The sequence below is a fragment of the Polaromonas sp. genome (assembly GCF_029945895.1).
In the GTDB taxonomy this organism is placed as follows: domain Bacteria; phylum Pseudomonadota; class Gammaproteobacteria; order Burkholderiales; family Burkholderiaceae_C; genus Polaromonas.
In genome coordinates this window covers 55,895-71,110 of sequence record NZ_JAQSDL010000092.1, presented here as the reverse complement: position 1 = coordinate 71,110, position 15,216 = coordinate 55,895, and the positions used below count along the sequence as shown (strand labels likewise).

Here is a 15,216-nt window from a genome sequence, read left to right as displayed (position 1 = left end):
GTCCTGACCATGCCTGAAGCTGCGGCCAGGCGCCGCCAGCTGGTGCCGTTTGCGGCGCTGTCGGCCAGTTATTTTGCGCACATCGGGTTTTTCAACCCCTATCTGCCGCTGTGGCTCAAGGAGCTGGGCTTCAGCATCCTGGCGATCAGCCTGCTGACCTCGGTGCAGGCCGCCACGCGCCTGTTTGCGCCCTACGGCTGGGGTGCGCTGAGCGACCACACCGGGGAGCGCGTCAAGCTGCTGCGTTACGGCGCCACGGTGGCGCTGATCTCTTCCCTCGGCCTGTGGCTGGACTTTGAATCCACTTACGGCGTCTGGTGGCTCACGGCGGTGCTGCTGGTGATGTTCACCCACACGAGTTCCATGATGCCCATGAGCGAAGCCGCCATGGCGCACCTGATCAGCCAGGGCGGCGCCTTTGATGCGCGGCGTTACGGCCGCGTGCGCCTGTGGGGCTCGCTGGGCTTTCTGTTCACGGTGTTTGCCGCGGGCAGCTGGTTCGAGATCTTCGGCATGAAACACTTCCCGGCCTGGACCTTTCTGTCGCTGCTGGCCGTGACGGTCAGTGTCTGGCTGCTGCCGGACCTGAAGGAGGCGGTCAGTGCCCACGACCTGAAGTTGCCGGTGTGGCCGATTTTTCGCCAGCGCGCGGTGGTGTGGTTTTTTGCCTCGGCGTTTTTTCATGTGCTGGCGCACATCAGCATTTACGTTTTCTTCTCGCTCTACCTCGACGCCAATGGTTACAGCAAAACCATGATCGGTGTGTTGTGGGCGTTTTCGGTGGTGGTGGAAATCGGCTGGTTCTATACCCAGGGTCGCTGGCTGCCGCGGCTGAGCCTGACCGGCTGGCTGATGGTGTGTTCTGCCTCCATGGCGCTGCGCATGGGCATCACCGCTGCCTGGCCCGGTGTGTTGCTGCTCATGCTGTTCGCCCAGGCGCTGCACGCGTTGACCTTTGCGACGCACCACACCGTCTGCATTGCGCTGCTGTCGCACCATTTCCCCGGACGGTTGCGCGGCCGCGGGCAGGCGCTGTACGTGGTGGTGGCGTATGGCCTGCCGGGTGTGCTGGGTGGCCTGGCCGGTGGCTTGCTCAGTTCGGCCTTCGGGCTGGTCAGTGTGTACTGGGCCTGCCTGGCCGCGAGTCTGGTTGCGACGGCGTGTGCCTACCAGGCCTGGCGCGTGCAGCGCAGTCTGGACGCTGCCGCGCCCTGACAAGCGGCAAGCCTACAAGTGTTTCAGGCCTCTAGCCCTTTTCCCACGGGCGCGGGTAGCTATCAATACTGTAGCGTACGGCGCTGCGCCGTTCAGGGTTCCGGCGGGGCCCGGAAGGGATTGAAGCCGGTGATGAGCGCGGTGGCGGCCAGCACCAGCACGCAGCCCGGTGCCATGCCCCAGGTGACCGGCTCGCCGAGGAACATGCCGCCCCAAGCCACACCGAACAGCGGAATCATGAAAGCCGCCGAGGTGGCCGCGCTGGCCGTGATCTCGCGCATCAGGCGCATGCTGATCCAGTACATCAGGCCCGAGGTGAAGATGCCCAGCACCGCCACGGCGATCAGTGCGCCGGTGGTGTAGTGGGCCGAGGGCAAGGCCACAGCGGAGGGCAGCAGCAGGAAAACCGCGGCCGCCACATGCACCACGGCCGAGGCCGGCAGCGGGTCGTGCGCCATGGTCGCGCGTTTCATCAGGATGGCGCCAAAGCCATACGCGGCGGCAGCGGCGGTGCAGGCCAGCGCGGCCAGCACCACGCGGGGCGTCACCGCCACCGGGCCCAACTGCACCAGCAGGGCGACACCGGCAAAACCCACCGCACAGCCCAACAGGCGGCGCGACGAAAGCCGCTCCTCGCCCGCCAGCGCGGCGCCCAGCACGCCGAACAGCGGCGCCGTGGCGTTGAGCACTGCGGAGTAACCAGCCGGGATCACCAGCGCGGCCCAGTTGAACAGCACAAAAGGCGCAACCACGGTCAGCACACTGAGCAGCGCCAGGCGCGGCCAGGCGGCACGCGGCGGCCAGTGCTCGCGCAGCGCGCGCATCAGCAGCGTCAGCACCAGCGCCGCCAGCATGCAGCGCACGCCGGCCAGCAGCCACGGGCCAAACGCCGGGCTGGCAATGCGAAGCAGGGGAAAGGAGCCACCCCAGAGGGCAGACAGGGCGATGAGCTGGAGGAAGTGTCGGGTGTGCATGAAAAGCCGGTCGGATCGGGGGATTGTCCGGGATTCGGGGCGGGTGTGCACGGGGAACTCAGGCGTGTCTTGGCTCTTGTTCTCTTTCCTGACCTTATGGGTTTGCTGGTGCACATAGAAGGAACGGGGAGGCCACCGACTTGATTCATTCAGTTGCAGCGTCTCTTCTAGAATGCCCCATGCCCCTCCCCGACAACGCCCATCCACTTGCGATCATGGACACCGCGCACCTGCGTGCGGTGGAGCAGCCCACGGTTTTTGGAAAATTGCTGTCGGATTTTTTCGACACGCAGCGTCCTTAAAGCCGCCTCGCCATGCCACCCGTCGTGCCCCTGGAAGTCAACGAAGCCGAAGTCGAGATCAGCGCCATCCGCGCGCAGGGCGCCGGCGGGCAAAACGTCAACAAGGTGTCCAGCGCGGTGCACCTGCGCTTCGACATCATGGCTTCTTCGCTGCCGGAGGATGTGAAGGAGCGGCTGCTTTCCCGCCGGGCCGCCCCAAGGGAAAGCAACCCCCTCGGAGGGCAGCGCAGTACGCAAGGCGACAAGCGTGGGGGTCCATCCGACAGCCGCATCACGCAGGAAGGTGTGCTGGTGCTCAAGGCCCAGCAACACCGCAGCCAGGAGATGAACCGCGCCGACGCGTTGGCCCGGCTCAACGAAATCGTCAACAGTGTGGCCACACCGCCGCGCGTGCGTCGCGCCACCAAGCCGACCTATGGTTCGAAGCAGCGGCGCCTGGCGGGAAAAAGCCAGCGTTCGGAGATCAAGGCGTCACGCGGCAAGGGCGGTGTCAGCGAGTAGCTGGCCTGAGTTTTCAAGGGTTTCTGGCCTCTGGCCCTTATGCTACGGGCGCGAGCAGCTATTGAATCGATAGCGCGTGCGACGGAAAGTCGTGGCAGAGGACGCCGTCAGTTGGCAGGCACAGACGGCACGGATCGCGCCACAAAGTCCAGGTGTTCTGTCCACCCCTTCAGGCAAGCCTTCCACTCACCCGGTTGGCAATCAGCCTCGTACCTGCGCAACAAGGCGAAGACACTTTCCTTCGGGATGCCGGCCGCAGCGTAGGCTGAAAAATCGGTGCTGGAGTCTCCATAGGCAAAACTGACGCGCCAGCCATGGGCCAGGAAAGTTTTCAACATGCCTGTCTTGTAAGCATCAGGACGGCTGCGATCTTCATCCGTTTGCGCCACGTGGAGGCTGCCGGCAGGAAAACCGTTGTCCTGCAGCCAGCCAGGGATCCGGGCTGAAAACCAGCTGGCCCGGGTGCTGAGATAGATGATCTGGTAACCCTTGTCGGCGAACAGGCGCACCGCCCTGGCCGCATCTTCGCGCGCTTCAAAAATGGTGGTCACGGAGGGCGTCAAGGTTCCGTCAATGTCAAAAACGACGGCCTGTGCCTGCCGGGGCGGCGCGTTCACGACGTCGGCAGGAGGCAGTTGCGCGCAACTGCTGCAAAACACGGCGACCGCCAGAATGATCAGATGGCGCATGGAAGCTCCTTTGCAGGGACCAGTTCCTTGTACTGCGCAATTCTGATCCGGTGCTGACCGGAACGCATCCTCCAAATGAAGGAGGGCAAAGTCAAAAAAACCAGTACCGGCCAAGCGCCAGAAAATGCAGAAAAACAGGGCTCCAGCCCAACATAGGCGGGCGCCAGAAGATCCTCATTCAATAGCAGGTCCACAACCCGGCGACCTGTAGGCGCTACTTCAGCGGCCGCCCCGGCTCAGAGCCACACGCCGCTGCCGGGCATCTGCATCTGGATCGCATCGGGCCCGCTGTCCACCAGCACGAAGGCACCGATCACCCAGCTCAACACGGCGATGAAGATGCTGGCAAAAAACGCCGTCCAGAAGCCCGAGACCCTGAAGCCGCGCACCAGCGCAGAGACCAGCAGAATCATCAGGGCGTTGATGACCAGCAGGAACAGGCCGAAGGTCAACAAGGTCAGCGGCAAGGTCAGCACAATCAGCAGCGGCTTGACGATGGCATTCGCAAAACCGAGCAACAGGGCTGAGATGACCAGCGACGAGGTGTCAGCAAAGCTGATGCCCCGAAAGACACGACTGGCCACCCACAGCGACAGCGCGGTGATGGCCCAGTGCAGAAGGAAAAGGATCAGGTGGTCGAACATGGTGGGTGAGCGGGTGGGTGCCCGGTGGAAATTCCGGACCTGTCAACAGGAGGCATTATCCGGGTTACGCCAACCAAGCCTGCCTGTCAGCCCGGGTTTTTTTGAGCAGCTGCGGTGCAGCGCCGGCAATCACTCAGGCTGGCCGTCCCGTCAACGAACAGTCAAATGACGCCTCCAGTGGACCCCGCCATTTTGCAGTTACCATGCTTTTCCGGCCAGACGGGCTCAGTGCAAGTGGTGTGGAATGTTTTTTTTAAAATTGGGGAACGGTATTGCGTGAATTTCTGAAACTGCTGGCCTTGCTGGCTGTCGCCGCCGGGCTGAGCACGGGCTGTGCCAATCGTGCCACGGGCAGCATCAATCCCTCGACCGACCTGTCGGCACTGAAAACCATGTATGTCAGGCACTACCCGTCCGACAACAGCGGTGTGGATCTGGAAATTGCCGACAGACTCAGAAGCAAGGGCGTGGTCGTTTCAACCGGCCCGGACAAGGCATCGGGACGCTTCGACGCCATCGTGACCTACGTCGACAAGTGGCGCTGGGACATCACCATGTATCTGCTTGAACTGACCATCACCATCCGCGATCCGGAAACAGAGTCTCCGCTCGCCAGCGGCAACTCCCTGCACACCTCGCTCACCCGTTTGTCGCAGGCTCAGATGGTCGATGAAGTGGTCAACAACATCTACAACAGCGCCAGTACCGGCGTCCCCCCAGCGAACAGGCCAGGGCCCGCATCGCAAGTGGCTGTGCCTGGCCCCGCAAGCCGGGTGGCAGAGACGTCGCCGGCGAGCCCGCTGTCGCAAAAGCTGCGGGAACTCGATGCGCTCAGAAAAGGTGGCGTCATCACCGAAGATGAATACACGCTCAAGAGAAAGCAATTGATAGAGAAATTCTGAACCATCCATTGTTGAGTTCTTTCACAGGCTTTTGGCAGCGCACGCTCAAAATCAGATGACAGGACCGGACCTCAACTCCCATCCTCCCAGCACCCGGTTCAGCAGCCGGAAAGCGGCTTTTCGTCAGGGCTTCAAGGATGCGTTGCGGGCGCCGGTGCTGGTGCTGATTGCGGGCATGCTTGGCTTTGGTGCGGCGGGCCACATGTATGGTCTGGGTCTGCTGTTTACCACGGCCACCACGGTTTTTCTCTTTGCCTTGCCAGGCCAGATTGTGCTGTTTGAAATGCTGATGTCGGGGGCCTCGCTGCTGTCGGTGGGTATTGCGGTGTCGCTGACCTCGTCGCGTTTTGTGACCATGGCCGTGACGCTGTTTCCGCAGCTGCACCACGACGACCGCAGGCGCGGCCTGTATGCCTCGGTGCACTTGCTGGCCATGACTGCCTGGACGGTGGCCATGCGCGAATTTCCGTCGATGGCGCCCGAACATCGCAGCAGCTATTTTGTCGGCTTCGGCTTGCCTTGCTGGCTCCTGTCCGTGCCGGCGACGGCCCTGGGTTACGTCATCGCCGGACAGGTGCCGATGGCGGTCACGCTGAGCCTGGTCTGGATCAATCCCCTGTTTTTCCTGTTGACCTTCACCGAGGTCAAGCTGCCGTGTAACCGGCTCGCGATCTTGCTGGGTGGCTGCCTGGGGCCGGCTTTTTTCCTGCTTGACAGCGCGACCAGCCTGCTGGCTGCCGGTCTGGTGGGCGGCAGCCTGGCCTATGGGTGGCAGCGCCTGCGGTCGCGCCAGGGCGGTGTGAAGGGGCGGCCATGATCCCGAATCTGGAAGGCTGGCATACCGCCGGGGCCTTGTTGCTGGCGGCAGTGGGCACCTATGTGTGCCGCGCTGGCGGCGTGCTGCTGTCGGGGCACATCAACCAGGACAGTGAAATCTTCAGGTGGCTGTCGGCGGTCACCTATTCGATGATCGCGGCCCTGACGGTCCGGCTGATACTGATGCCCACGGGCGCGCTGGCCACGGTGCCGGTGGCCATCAGGGTACTGATAGGCGCCATCAGCCTGGGTGTGATGCTGGTCAAGCCGGGTGGACGCCTGGTGCCGGCACTGTTGACCGGGACCGGACTGATGCTGGTGTATGGCTTGCTGCGCTGAACGCCGTCTCTCCGGCCGGTCAACCAGCCGGGCACGACAAAACCGGCAATGAGTGCGAGGATGGCGCCGGGCACGTTCATGCCGTAGCTCGTCTGCAGGACCATCATCCGTTCGGAGAATTTGTGGGCTTGGTCACTCCTGGTCGTTCCACGACAGGAGCGGAGGATGACGGGCAGCGCCCCGCGCAAACTTCGTCCTCCGGTGTGGCGCGTGCGCCCTTGCCATCATAAAAAACGACGTTTTGCCCTGATGGGACGGTCGCAAGCCGCTACAAAATCAGTAGCAAATGGGGGGCGCCGACCGCCCGCCACCGGCTTCTCAGGCGTAGTCGGCCACCGGCACGCAGCTGCAGAACAGGTTGCGGTCGCCGTAGACGTTGTCGACGCGGCCCACCGGCGGCCAGTACTTGATCTGTTTGAGCGTAGCCAGCGGGAAGGCGCCGGTTTCGCGCGAATACGGCCGGTCCCACTCCGCGCCCAGCAGGCTGGCGGCGGTGTGCGGCGCATGTTTGAGCGGGTTGTTGTCCTGCGGCCAGCTGCCGTTTTCAATCTGGCGGATCTCTTCGCGGATGGCCATCATCGCGTTGATGAAACGGTCCAGCTCGGCCAGGGTTTCGCTTTCGGTGGGTTCGACCATCAGCGTGCCGGGCACGGGGAAGCTGAGGGTCGGGGCGTGAAAACCGTAGTCCATCAGGCGCTTGGCCACGTCTTCGGCGCTGACGCCGCTGGTTTCCTTCAGCGGGCGCAGGTCCAGGATGCACTCGTGCGCGACGTGGCCATTCTCACTGGCGTACAGCGTCGGGTAGTGGTCTTTCAGTCGCGCGCTGATGTAGTTGGCGCTGAGGATGGCAACCTCGGTGGCCTGTTGCAGGCCTTCGGGGCCCATCATGCGGCAGTACATCCAGCTGATCGGCAGCACGGCAGCGTTGCCCAGCGGCGCCGCCGAGATGGCCCCCACGCTTTTCACTTCGTGTAAGGCGCTGCCCCCCGAGGGGGCTGTTTTTCCTTGGGGCGGCCCGGCGGAAAAACTGGCGCCTCCACCTGGGTAACCCGCCGTGGCATGGCCGGGCAGGTAGGGAACGAGGTCGGCCACCACACACACCGGCCCGACACCGGGGCCGCCGCCACCGTGGGGAATGCAGAAGGTCTTGTGCAGGTTCAGGTGGCTCACGTCGCCGCCAAATTCGCCCGGGGCTGCCACGCCAACGAGTGCGTTCATGTTGGCGCCGTCCACGTAGACGCGGCCGCCGTGGCTGTGGACCAGGGCACACAGTTCTTTCACCTGCGTCTCGAACACGCCGTGGGTGCTCGGGTAGGTGATCATCATGCAGGCCAGGTTCGCGCTGTGCTGTTCGCACTTGGCTTTCAGGTCCGCCATGTCGACGTTGCCCTGGGCATCGCAGGCGGTGACGACGACCGTCATGCCGGCCATTTGCGCGCTGGCCGGGTTGGTGCCGTGGGCCGACGAGGGGATCAGGCAGATGTTGCGGTGGCCCTGGCCGTTCGCTTCCAGCCAGGCCTTGATGACCAGCAGGCCGGCGTATTCGCCCTGCGAGCCGGCATTGGGCTGCAGGCTGATGCCGGCGTAACCCGTTGCCTGGCACAGCCAGTCGCGCAACTGCTGGTCGAGCTCGGCGTAACCCTGCAGCTGGTCCTGCGGCGCAAACGGATGAATGTTGGCAAACTCGGGCCAGGTGACGGGAATCATCTCGCTGGTGGCGTTGAGTTTCATGGTGCAGCTGCCCAGCGGGATCATGCTGCGGTCCAGCGCCAGGTCCTTGTCGCTGAGCATGCGGATGTAGCGCAGCATGCCGGTCTCGGAGTGGTGGGTGTTGAAAACCGGGTGCGTCAGGAAGTCGCTGCTGCGGCGCAGCTCTTCGGGGATCAGCGGCTCCACGCCTTTTTCGAAGTCGCTCAGGCGCGGCATGGGCTGGCCGGGCTTGACGAAAAAGGACCAGAGCATCTCCAGGTCTTCCCGCGTGGTGGTCTCGTCGAGCGACACGCCCAGGTGGTGGTTCAGGCGGCAGCGCAGGTTGGCCCCCGACTGGCGGGCGCGTTCAGCGATTGAATTGGTAGCATCGCCGGTCTTGATGGTGACCGAGTCGAAGGCGCTGGCGTTGGTGATCTCGTAGCCCATCTGCTCCATGCCGCGCACAAAAATCGCCGTGTAGCTGGCCACGCGCTGGGCAATACGCTTGAGACCCTGCGGTCCGTGGTAAACCGCGTACATGCTGGCCAGCACGGCCGGCAGCACCTGCGCGGTGCAGATGTTGGAGGTGGCTTTTTCGCGGCGGATGTGCTGCTCGCGGGTCTGCAGCGCCAGGCGGTAAGTCGGGTTGCCGTGCACGTCGACACTGACGCCGACCAGCCGGCCCGGCATGGAGCGCTTGAACTCGTCGCGGCAGGCGAGGTAGGCCGCGTGCGGCCCGCCGTTGCCCATGGCCACGCCAAAACGCTGGGTGTTGCCCAGCACGATGTCGGCATCCCATTCGCCGGGCGGCGCCAGCAAGGTCAGCGCCAGCAGGTCGGCGGCCACACACAAGGCGGCGCCATCCACATGCGCCTGGCCGGCCAGCGGCCGCAGGTCATGGATGCTGCCGGTGGTGGCCGGGTACTGCGCCAGCACGCCAAAGTAGTTGCCCTCGGCCATCAGCATGGGCAGCGTGCTGGACGCGGTGCTCACCTTGACCTCGATGCCCAGCGGTTTGGCGCGTGTCTGGATAACCTCGATGGTCTGGGGGTGGCAGTCGCCGGCAACGATGAAGACATGGCTTTTGCTCTTGACGCTGCGTTTGGCCAGGGTCATGGCTTCGGCGGCAGCCGTGGCTTCGTCGAGCATGGAGGCGTTGGCCATCGGCATGCCCGTCAGGTCGCAGACCATGGTCTGGAAGTTGATGAGGGCCTCCATGCGGCCCTGCGAAATTTCAGCCTGGTAGGGTGTGTAGGCGGTGTACCAGGCGGGGTTTTCGAGAATGTTGCGCAGGATCACGCCGGGCGTGTGGGTGCCGTAATACCCCTGGCCGATGAAACTCTTGAAGACCTTGTTCTTCGCCGCCATGGCTTTCAGCTCTGCCAGGGCCTGGGCTTCTGTGACAGGCGCCGGGATCGCCATCGCCTGGCTGCGGGCAATGCTGCGCGGCACGATGCCATCGATCAGCGCCCGCCGCGACGCGGAACCCACGACGCTGAGCATGTGGGTTTCGTCGGCCTCATCAATGCCGATGTGGCGGGCAATGAACTCGGAAGCGTTTTCAAGCTCGCGCAGCGGCTTGGCGGTGGGCATCAACATGGCAGTTTCCCGGAACAGAGGGATAAAACGGGGCTTCGATCCTTCGACAGGCGCAGGACGGCCCGAACGGGGTGAAGAAAGGGTTGTTTACGCAGTCGCGGAGAAAGTGGTGTAGCTCGTCTCGTCCATCAGCGCGTCCAGCTGGGACTTGTCGGCCAGCTTGACCTTGAAGAACCAGCCGGCGCCCAGCGGGTCGGTATTCGCCAGCGAAGGGTCGTCGCGCAGGGCCTCGTTGACTTCGGTGACCTCGCCGCTGAGGGGCATGTAGACATCGGCCGCAGCCTTGACAGACTCAACGACACCCGCGACTTCTTTTTGTGCCAGCGTGCTGCCGACGGAAGGCAGGTCCACAAACACCACGTCGCCGAGAGCATCCTGCGCGTGGTGGGTGATGCCGACGGTGGCGACGTCGCCGTCAACGTTGATCCATTCGTGGTCTTCGGTGTACTTGATCATGGGTTTCTCCAGAATAATAAAAACTTCAACCGCGGAAATAGCGATTCGGAACAAAAGGCATGGCGCTTACTTCCATGGGCACGGGTTTGCCGCGCACGATGGCGTTCACGCGTGTACCTACAGCCGAAAATTCGGGCTTCACATAACCGATAGCCACGGGTTTGTCGATGCTCGGGCCCAGCAGGCCGCTGGTGACTTCGCCAATCGGTGTGCCGTCCAGGCTTTGCAGGGCTGTGTGGTCGCGCACGGGAATGCGCTCCAGCGCCACCAGGCCCACGCGCTTGCGGGTCAAGGCGGCAGGGTCGGCCAGCTGCGCCAGCACCTTGTCTGCGCCCGGAAAACCGCCGGCGCGCGCGCCACCGGTGCGGCGCACCTTCTGGATGGCCCAGTTCAGGCTGGCTTCGACCGGTGTGGTGGTGGTGTCGATGTCGTTGCCGTAGAGGCACAGGCCGGCTTCGAGCCGCAGCGAGTTGCGTGCGCCCAGGCCGACGGGTTTGACTTCGGGCTGGGCCAGCAGCGCCCGGGCCAGCGTGTCGGCCTGCGCGGCGGGCACGGAAATCTCGAACCCGTCTTCGCCGGTGTAGCCGCTGCGTGTGAGAAAGCAGTCGCAACCGGCGACAGAAAAACGGCCGCCGGTCATGAACACCAGGTTTTCCACGCCGGGTGCCAGGCGCGAGAGCGCGGTGACGGCCTGCGGGCCCTGCAGTGCCAGCAGCGCCATCTCGGGCATGGGAATGACCTGGCAACGCGTGCCGATTTTTGCCTCGATATGCGCGATGTCACCGACCTTGCAGGCGCCGTTGACGATGACGAAAATATCGCCGCCGTTCAGGTAGTCGCGGTTGAAAAACATCAGGTCGTCGATGATGCCGCCGTCCTCATTGAGCAGCAGGCCGTAACGCTGCTTGCCGGCGGGCAGGTCGATCACATCGACCGGGATCAGTGACTCCAGCGCGGCGGCAGCGTCGGCGCCGACGAGGCGCAACTGGCCCATGTGCGAGACATCGAAAAGCCCGGCGGCCTGGCGGGTGTGGTGGTGCTCGGCCATCAGTCCGGCCGGGTATTGCACCGGCATGGCATAACCGGCAAACGGCACCATGCGCGCCCCGAGTTCGAGGTGCAGCGCATGCAGCGGTGTTTTCAACAGGACGGGGTCGGTGGCGGACACAGGCGTTCTCCGGGGGCAAACATACAACATGGCCTTAAGCCATGGGCTGCCCCTGCTGTCCGCTTTACCTGAGAGATTCGCCTGGCGATGCAGGTTTGCTCCTTCGGTGGACCACCTCGAAGGTGGCCTCTCTCCAGTAGGGAACGCTACCCGGCCGATGCCGACCGGGTGGCGGTTGCCAGTCCTTTTGCCTGAGCGTTCAGAACACCATTGGGGTGCCGCATGCGCCTTCGGCGGTTTTCGCTGGGAAAACTCTCTCCTGACCGCGCAAGTGTAGCTGAAGCCGACCTCAGGCCACCTGCTCGGCAGGCATCAGCATGGCGATGCGCGCACTGATGGAGTCAGCCCGTTCGTGCCCCGTGATCTTCTCGATCTCCTCGATCATGCGGCTGGAGGTGGCCAGCATGGCGTCGCGCTCCCGGGCGTTGCGCAAAGCCTCGCGGAATTCCCCTGCCAGTGCGGGATGTCGCTGCGAAAACATGCGCTCACAGATGTCAAAGAGGAACATTCGTGTTGTTGCGAGCGATCTTTTGCCGTCGAACTGGTCAGAGGACACCCGGACGGTCGCCGGTGCAACGGCAGGAGCGGGCGGAAGGGGCTGCCTGTCAGGCCCGGCGGGCTTTGTTTTGCCTGCTTCAAGCATGGACGGGAGGGCCGGTTCCGGCGCCCGGCCGGGCTGAATCTGCAGAAAACCTTCCCGCATCAGCCGCAGGGCGATTTCCTCGCCCTGACCGTTGAACAGCGTCCTGAAGTCCCGCACGGACTTGCTCCCATCGGCCATCAGCAGCAGGGTGCGTTCCCGCTGGCCGAGTGTCCTGATGCCCGGTTTGAGCTCAGCCCGGGCGCGGTCTGTCTTTTGAAGCTGCATGGTCGTCCTGAGGCAATAAAGGCCCCAGCATGCATGCAGAAAATGACACGCGTATGAAGCTTTGGCGGGCTACCGGGCGTAGACCAGATCGCGCAAGCTCAGCGAGATGGCCGGGAAATAGGTGATCACCATCAGGCAGGCCAGAATCACCAGCACGAAGGGGATCAGGTGGGGAATGATGCGGTCCAGCGATATTTTGGCGACGGTGCAGGCGGCAAACAGGTTCACGCCGAATGGCGGCGTGATCATTCCCAGCGCCAGGTTGACGACCATGACCAGGCCAAAATGCACCGGGTCGATGCCGAAGTGCATGGCCACGGGAGCCAGGATGGGCGCCAGCACGATGATGGCGGCACTGGTTTCGATGAACATGCCGATGAAGAAGAGCGCGGCATTGACCCCGAGCAGAAAGAGGGTCGGCGACTGCAGCACGGCCTCCAGCCAGCGGCCGATCGCATCGGGCACGCCGGCGCGCGTGATCAGGAAGGCAAACAGCCCGGCATTGGCGATGATGAACATGATGACGGCGCTGGAGATCACCGACTTGCGCAGCACCAGCACCAGCGTCGGCAGCTTGATTTCGCGGTAAATCACCACGCCGACGATCAGCGCGTAGAACACGGCCACCGCTGCCGCTTCGGTCGGCGTGAAGATGCCGCCGTAGATGCCGCCGAGGATGATCACCGGCATGAGCAAGGCCCAGCCGGCCTGCCAGGTGGCCTTGAAAAAACCGAGGCGCCCGTCGCCGTCGCTCTTGCCCCAGCCCTTGATCTTGCAATACACATAGACAAAGGCCATCAACGCCAGGCTGATCAGGATGCCCGGGCCAACGCCGGCAATGAACAGCTCGCCGATCGAGACCTCGGCGCTGACGCCGTACAGAATCAGCGGAATCGAGGGCGGAATGATCACGCCCAGCTCGGCGCTGGTGGCCTGCAGGGCCGCGGCGTAGCTGGTGGGGTAGCCGTGTTTGATCAGGGCGGGAATCAGGATCGCACCCACCGCAAACGTGGTGGCCACCGACGAGCCGGAGACGGCGGCAAAAATCATGCAGGTCAGCACGCAGGTCATGGGCAGGCCGCCCTGGACGCCGCCGACAATGCTTTTCGCAAACTCGACCAGGCGGCGCGAGATGCCGCCGGTCTCCATCAGGTTGCCGGCCAGGATGAAAAACGGAATGGCCGCCAGCGGAAACTTGTTGATGGCGTTGAACATCTCCTTGACGGAGATCAGCATGTGGGCATTCGTTGCCTGGATGCCGAAGATGGAAGCCAGTCCGATGGACACGGCAACGGAGATCGTCAGTGCGAAACACACGATCATGGTGGTCAGCATGACGGCGGTCATTGGGCGAGCTCCGGGAAAAAGTGGTTGCTGTCGGTGTTGTTATTGATGCTGCAGCTCATGTCGCCGTCTCCAGTTCCTCGCGCTGCGGATCAAGCAGGTTGCCGATGATGCCGATCACGCAGAACATGCCGCCTATCGGCATGGCTACATAACCCCAGAACATGGAGATGGACTCCAGGCCGGCCATGGACTGCACCCGGCCGCGCACGGCGTAGTCCCAGCCCCACCAGATGATGACGCCGATCAGGGCCAGGGCCGCCAGGCAGACCACCCAGTCGAGGACGCGTTTGACCTTGATGGGGCTCCAGCGGTACAGCACATCGACGCTGACCATGGCGCCCTGGCGGAAAGCGGCCGGGATGCCCATGAAGACCATCCAGATCAGCGACAGGCGGATCAGGATCTCGCTCCACTCGGCAGGCTGCTCGAGCACAAAACGCGTCACGATCTGGAACATGCCCAGCGCGGAGGCGATGACGAGCATGAGGCAGGCCACCAGCGTGGCAAACCCGGTGGTCCAGCGTTCGAGTCTGAGAAAGGTGTTTTTCATGGAAATCCCGGTTCTGCAAGGAAAACGCCCGCCAGCCGAATGGCTGCGGGCGTGTTCAGCTACAAAAAGAGTAGCGAACGGGCAGCTTACTTGACGCTGCGGATCTTGTCGATGTTGGCCTTGCCGAATTGCTTTTCAAATTCGGCGTTCACCGGGGCCAGGGCCGCGACGAACTTGGCCTTGTCGACGTTGTCGATCACGGTCATGCCCTTGGCGCGCAGGTCGGCCACACCCTTGGCGTCGTCCTCGTCCACACGGGCGCGGTTGGCCTTGGTGCCTTCGGCGGCCGCTTCGAGGAAGGCCTTCTTGTCGGCAGCGCTGAGTTTGTCAAAGACAGCCTTGTTCATCACCCAGATGCACGGCGAATAGACGTGGCCGGTCAGCGACAGGTGTTTCTGGACCTGGTCGAACTTCGCGGAAATGATGACCGACAGCGGGTTTTCCTGGCCGTCAACCGTGCCCTGCTGCAGGGCGGTGAACACCTCGGGGAAAGCCATCGGGGTGGTGATGATGCCGAAGCCCTTGTAGGCGGCAATGTGCACCGGATTTTCCATGGTGCGCATTTTCAGGCCCTTCAGGTCGTCGGGCGTCTTCACGTCACGCTTGCTGTTGGTCATGTGGCGGAAACCGTTTTCGGCCCAGCCCAGTGCCTTGAAACCCTTGGCATCGAATTTGCCCAGCAATTCCTGGCCGATCGGGCCGTCCAGCACGGCACGTGCGTGGGCCTTGTCACGGAACAGGAAGGGCACGTCGAGAATCTTGGTTTCCGGCACGAAGTTGGGGACCGGGCCGGTGGAGGAGAAGGCCAGTTCCTGGGTGCCCAACTGCACGGCTTCAATGGACTCCCGCTCGCCGCCCAGTGCGCCGTTGTAGAAGGTCTGGACTTTGTAACGACCGCCGGTGCGTTTTTCCACTTCCTTGGCGAAGGTGTCGATGGCCACGCCCTGGTGGGAGTTCTGCGACGTCGAGATGCTGATCTTCATGGTCGTCTGCGCCGCGGCGCCGGCCACCAGGCCGAGCCCGAGCGTCATGCCCAGGGCGAGTCGGGTCAGCGTAGGTTTGAAAAAAGTCATTGAATGTCTCCTCGGGGTGAAAAAGGGGTGGAGGGAAAAGTTGTCATACAACTTGGGATTTTCACCTGCTGGCGGACCGCGCCG

16 protein-coding genes and 2 riboswitches are annotated in these 15,216 nt (G+C 63.4%); of the genes, 6 read left to right on the top strand and 10 right to left on the bottom strand.

Annotated elements, in window-relative coordinates; translation table 11 throughout:
* The first annotated feature begins 9 nt into the window (after positions 1 to 9).
* Entirely contained in the window at positions 10 to 1,215 is a 1,206-nt protein-coding gene (locus PSV33_RS13685; RefSeq protein ID WP_300562686.1) for an MFS transporter, read from the top strand.
* 92 nt (positions 1,216 to 1,307) lie between these two features.
* On the opposite strand, the gene PSV33_RS13680 is transcribed toward PSV33_RS13685, so the two are convergent.
* Positions 1,308 to 2,189 carry a DMT family transporter gene (locus tag PSV33_RS13680; protein ID WP_300562684.1) on the bottom strand — a complete coding sequence of 294 codons (882 nt, stop codon included), beginning with the start codon at positions 2,187 to 2,189 and terminating at the stop codon, positions 1,308 to 1,310.
* Between the two features lie 179 nt (positions 2,190 to 2,368).
* Between PSV33_RS13680 and PSV33_RS13675 the strand changes: the two genes are divergently transcribed.
* Positions 2,369 to 2,491 carry a hypothetical protein gene (locus PSV33_RS13675; RefSeq protein ID WP_300562682.1) on the top strand — a complete coding sequence of 41 codons (123 nt, stop codon included), beginning with the start codon at positions 2,369 to 2,371 and terminating at the stop codon, positions 2,489 to 2,491.
* A gap of 12 nt (positions 2,492 to 2,503) precedes the next feature.
* A complete protein-coding gene (locus tag PSV33_RS13670) occupies positions 2,504 to 2,992 on the top strand; it encodes an aminoacyl-tRNA hydrolase (protein ID WP_300562680.1) in 489 nt (162 codons plus the stop codon).
* 107 nt (positions 2,993 to 3,099) lie between these two features.
* Here PSV33_RS13670 and PSV33_RS13665 read toward each other — a convergent pair whose 3' ends face one another.
* Positions 3,100 to 3,795 (bottom strand): hypothetical protein, encoded by a 696-nt coding sequence (locus PSV33_RS13665; RefSeq protein ID WP_300562677.1) that lies wholly within the window; start codon positions 3,793 to 3,795, stop codon positions 3,100 to 3,102.
* A 122-nt stretch (positions 3,796 to 3,917) separates the two neighbouring features.
* Entirely contained in the window at positions 3,918 to 4,325 is a 408-nt protein-coding gene (locus PSV33_RS13660; RefSeq protein ID WP_300562675.1) for a phage holin family protein, read from the bottom strand.
* A gap of 299 nt (positions 4,326 to 4,624) precedes the next feature.
* Here PSV33_RS13660 and PSV33_RS13655 point away from each other — a divergent pair, with 299 nt between their 5' ends.
* The 3 genes from PSV33_RS13655 to PSV33_RS13645 are packed head-to-tail and all read left to right on the top strand — an operon-like array spanning position 4,625 to position 6,382.
* On the top strand, positions 4,625 to 5,227 hold the full coding sequence (locus tag PSV33_RS13655) for a hypothetical protein (protein WP_300562673.1): 603 nt from the start codon (positions 4,625 to 4,627) through the stop codon (positions 5,225 to 5,227).
* Between the two features lie 55 nt (positions 5,228 to 5,282).
* On the top strand, positions 5,283 to 6,044 hold the full coding sequence (locus tag PSV33_RS13650; protein ID WP_300562671.1) for an AzlC family ABC transporter permease: 762 nt from the start codon (positions 5,283 to 5,285) through the stop codon (positions 6,042 to 6,044).
* Entirely contained in the window at positions 6,041 to 6,382 is a 342-nt protein-coding gene (locus PSV33_RS13645; protein WP_300562670.1) for an AzlD domain-containing protein, read from the top strand. The genes PSV33_RS13650 and PSV33_RS13645 overlap by 4 nt, the downstream gene beginning before the upstream one ends.
* Before the next feature lie 318 nt (positions 6,383 to 6,700).
* Here the strand turns inward: PSV33_RS13645 and gcvP are convergent, their stop codons facing one another.
* From gcvP to PSV33_RS13610, 7 genes are all read right to left on the bottom strand, one after another.
* Complete coding sequence (gcvP, locus tag PSV33_RS13640) at positions 6,701 to 9,670, bottom strand: aminomethyl-transferring glycine dehydrogenase (RefSeq protein WP_300562668.1); 2,970 nt, start codon at positions 9,668 to 9,670, stop codon at positions 6,701 to 6,703.
* 87 nt (positions 9,671 to 9,757) lie between these two features.
* The gene (gcvH, locus tag PSV33_RS13635; protein ID WP_300562666.1) at positions 9,758 to 10,126 is read right to left on the bottom strand and encodes a glycine cleavage system protein GcvH; all 369 of its coding nucleotides are present in this window, start codon (positions 10,124 to 10,126) and stop codon (positions 9,758 to 9,760) included.
* 25 nt (positions 10,127 to 10,151) lie between these two features.
* Positions 10,152 to 11,294, bottom strand: a complete 1,143-nt coding sequence (gene gcvT, locus PSV33_RS13630) for a glycine cleavage system aminomethyltransferase GcvT (RefSeq protein WP_300562664.1) — start codon at positions 11,292 to 11,294, stop codon at positions 10,152 to 10,154.
* A 45-nt stretch (positions 11,295 to 11,339) separates the two neighbouring features.
* Positions 11,340 to 11,441: riboswitch (glycine riboswitch) on the bottom strand.
* Between the two features lie 22 nt (positions 11,442 to 11,463).
* Positions 11,464 to 11,566: riboswitch (glycine riboswitch) on the bottom strand.
* A gap of 17 nt (positions 11,567 to 11,583) precedes the next feature.
* Positions 11,584 to 12,162 carry a hypothetical protein gene (locus tag PSV33_RS13625; RefSeq protein WP_300562662.1) on the bottom strand — a complete coding sequence of 193 codons (579 nt, stop codon included), beginning with the start codon at positions 12,160 to 12,162 and terminating at the stop codon, positions 11,584 to 11,586.
* Between the two features lie 69 nt (positions 12,163 to 12,231).
* Positions 12,232 to 13,509: a TRAP transporter large permease gene (locus PSV33_RS13620; protein WP_300562660.1), complete on the bottom strand. Its 1,278-nt coding sequence runs from the start codon at positions 13,507 to 13,509 to the stop codon at positions 12,232 to 12,234.
* Positions 13,510 to 13,564: 55 nt separating this feature from the next.
* On the bottom strand, positions 13,565 to 14,059 hold the full coding sequence (locus PSV33_RS13615) for a TRAP transporter small permease (protein WP_300518592.1): 495 nt from the start codon (positions 14,057 to 14,059) through the stop codon (positions 13,565 to 13,567).
* Positions 14,060 to 14,145: 86 nt separating this feature from the next.
* On the bottom strand, positions 14,146 to 15,132 hold the full coding sequence (locus tag PSV33_RS13610) for a TRAP transporter substrate-binding protein (RefSeq protein WP_300562659.1): 987 nt from the start codon (positions 15,130 to 15,132) through the stop codon (positions 14,146 to 14,148).
* Positions 15,133 to 15,216: the final 84 nt, after the last annotated feature.

Bases quoted from the DNA above. Each gene is read 5' to 3' on its own strand.
- PSV33_RS13610 (WP_300562659.1), bottom strand. From the start codon at position 15,132: ATGACTTTTTTCAAACCTACGCTGACCCGACTCGCCCTGGGCATGACG.
- PSV33_RS13650 (WP_300562671.1), top strand. From the start codon at position 5,283: ATGACAGGACCGGACCTCAACTCCCATCCTCCCAGCACCCGGTTCAGC.
- gcvH (WP_300562666.1), bottom strand. From the start codon at position 10,126: ATGATCAAGTACACCGAAGACCACGAATGGATCAACGTTGACGGCGAC.
- PSV33_RS13625 (WP_300562662.1), bottom strand. From the start codon at position 12,162: ATGCAGCTTCAAAAGACAGACCGCGCCCGGGCTGAGCTCAAACCGGGC.
- PSV33_RS13685 (WP_300562686.1), top strand. From the start codon at position 10: ATGCCTGAAGCTGCGGCCAGGCGCCGCCAGCTGGTGCCGTTTGCGGCG.
- gcvP (WP_300562668.1), bottom strand. From the start codon at position 9,670: ATGTTGATGCCCACCGCCAAGCCGCTGCGCGAGCTTGAAAACGCTTCC.
- PSV33_RS13670 (WP_300562680.1), top strand. From the start codon at position 2,504: ATGCCACCCGTCGTGCCCCTGGAAGTCAACGAAGCCGAAGTCGAGATC.
- PSV33_RS13645 (WP_300562670.1), top strand. From the start codon at position 6,041: ATGATCCCGAATCTGGAAGGCTGGCATACCGCCGGGGCCTTGTTGCTG.
- PSV33_RS13680 (WP_300562684.1), bottom strand. From the start codon at position 2,189: ATGCACACCCGACACTTCCTCCAGCTCATCGCCCTGTCTGCCCTCTGG.
- PSV33_RS13615 (WP_300518592.1), bottom strand. From the start codon at position 14,059: ATGAAAAACACCTTTCTCAGACTCGAACGCTGGACCACCGGGTTTGCC.
- PSV33_RS13675 (WP_300562682.1), top strand. From the start codon at position 2,369: ATGCCCCTCCCCGACAACGCCCATCCACTTGCGATCATGGACACCGCG.
- PSV33_RS13620 (WP_300562660.1), bottom strand. From the start codon at position 13,509: ATGACCGCCGTCATGCTGACCACCATGATCGTGTGTTTCGCACTGACG.
- PSV33_RS13660 (WP_300562675.1), bottom strand. From the start codon at position 4,325: ATGTTCGACCACCTGATCCTTTTCCTTCTGCACTGGGCCATCACCGCG.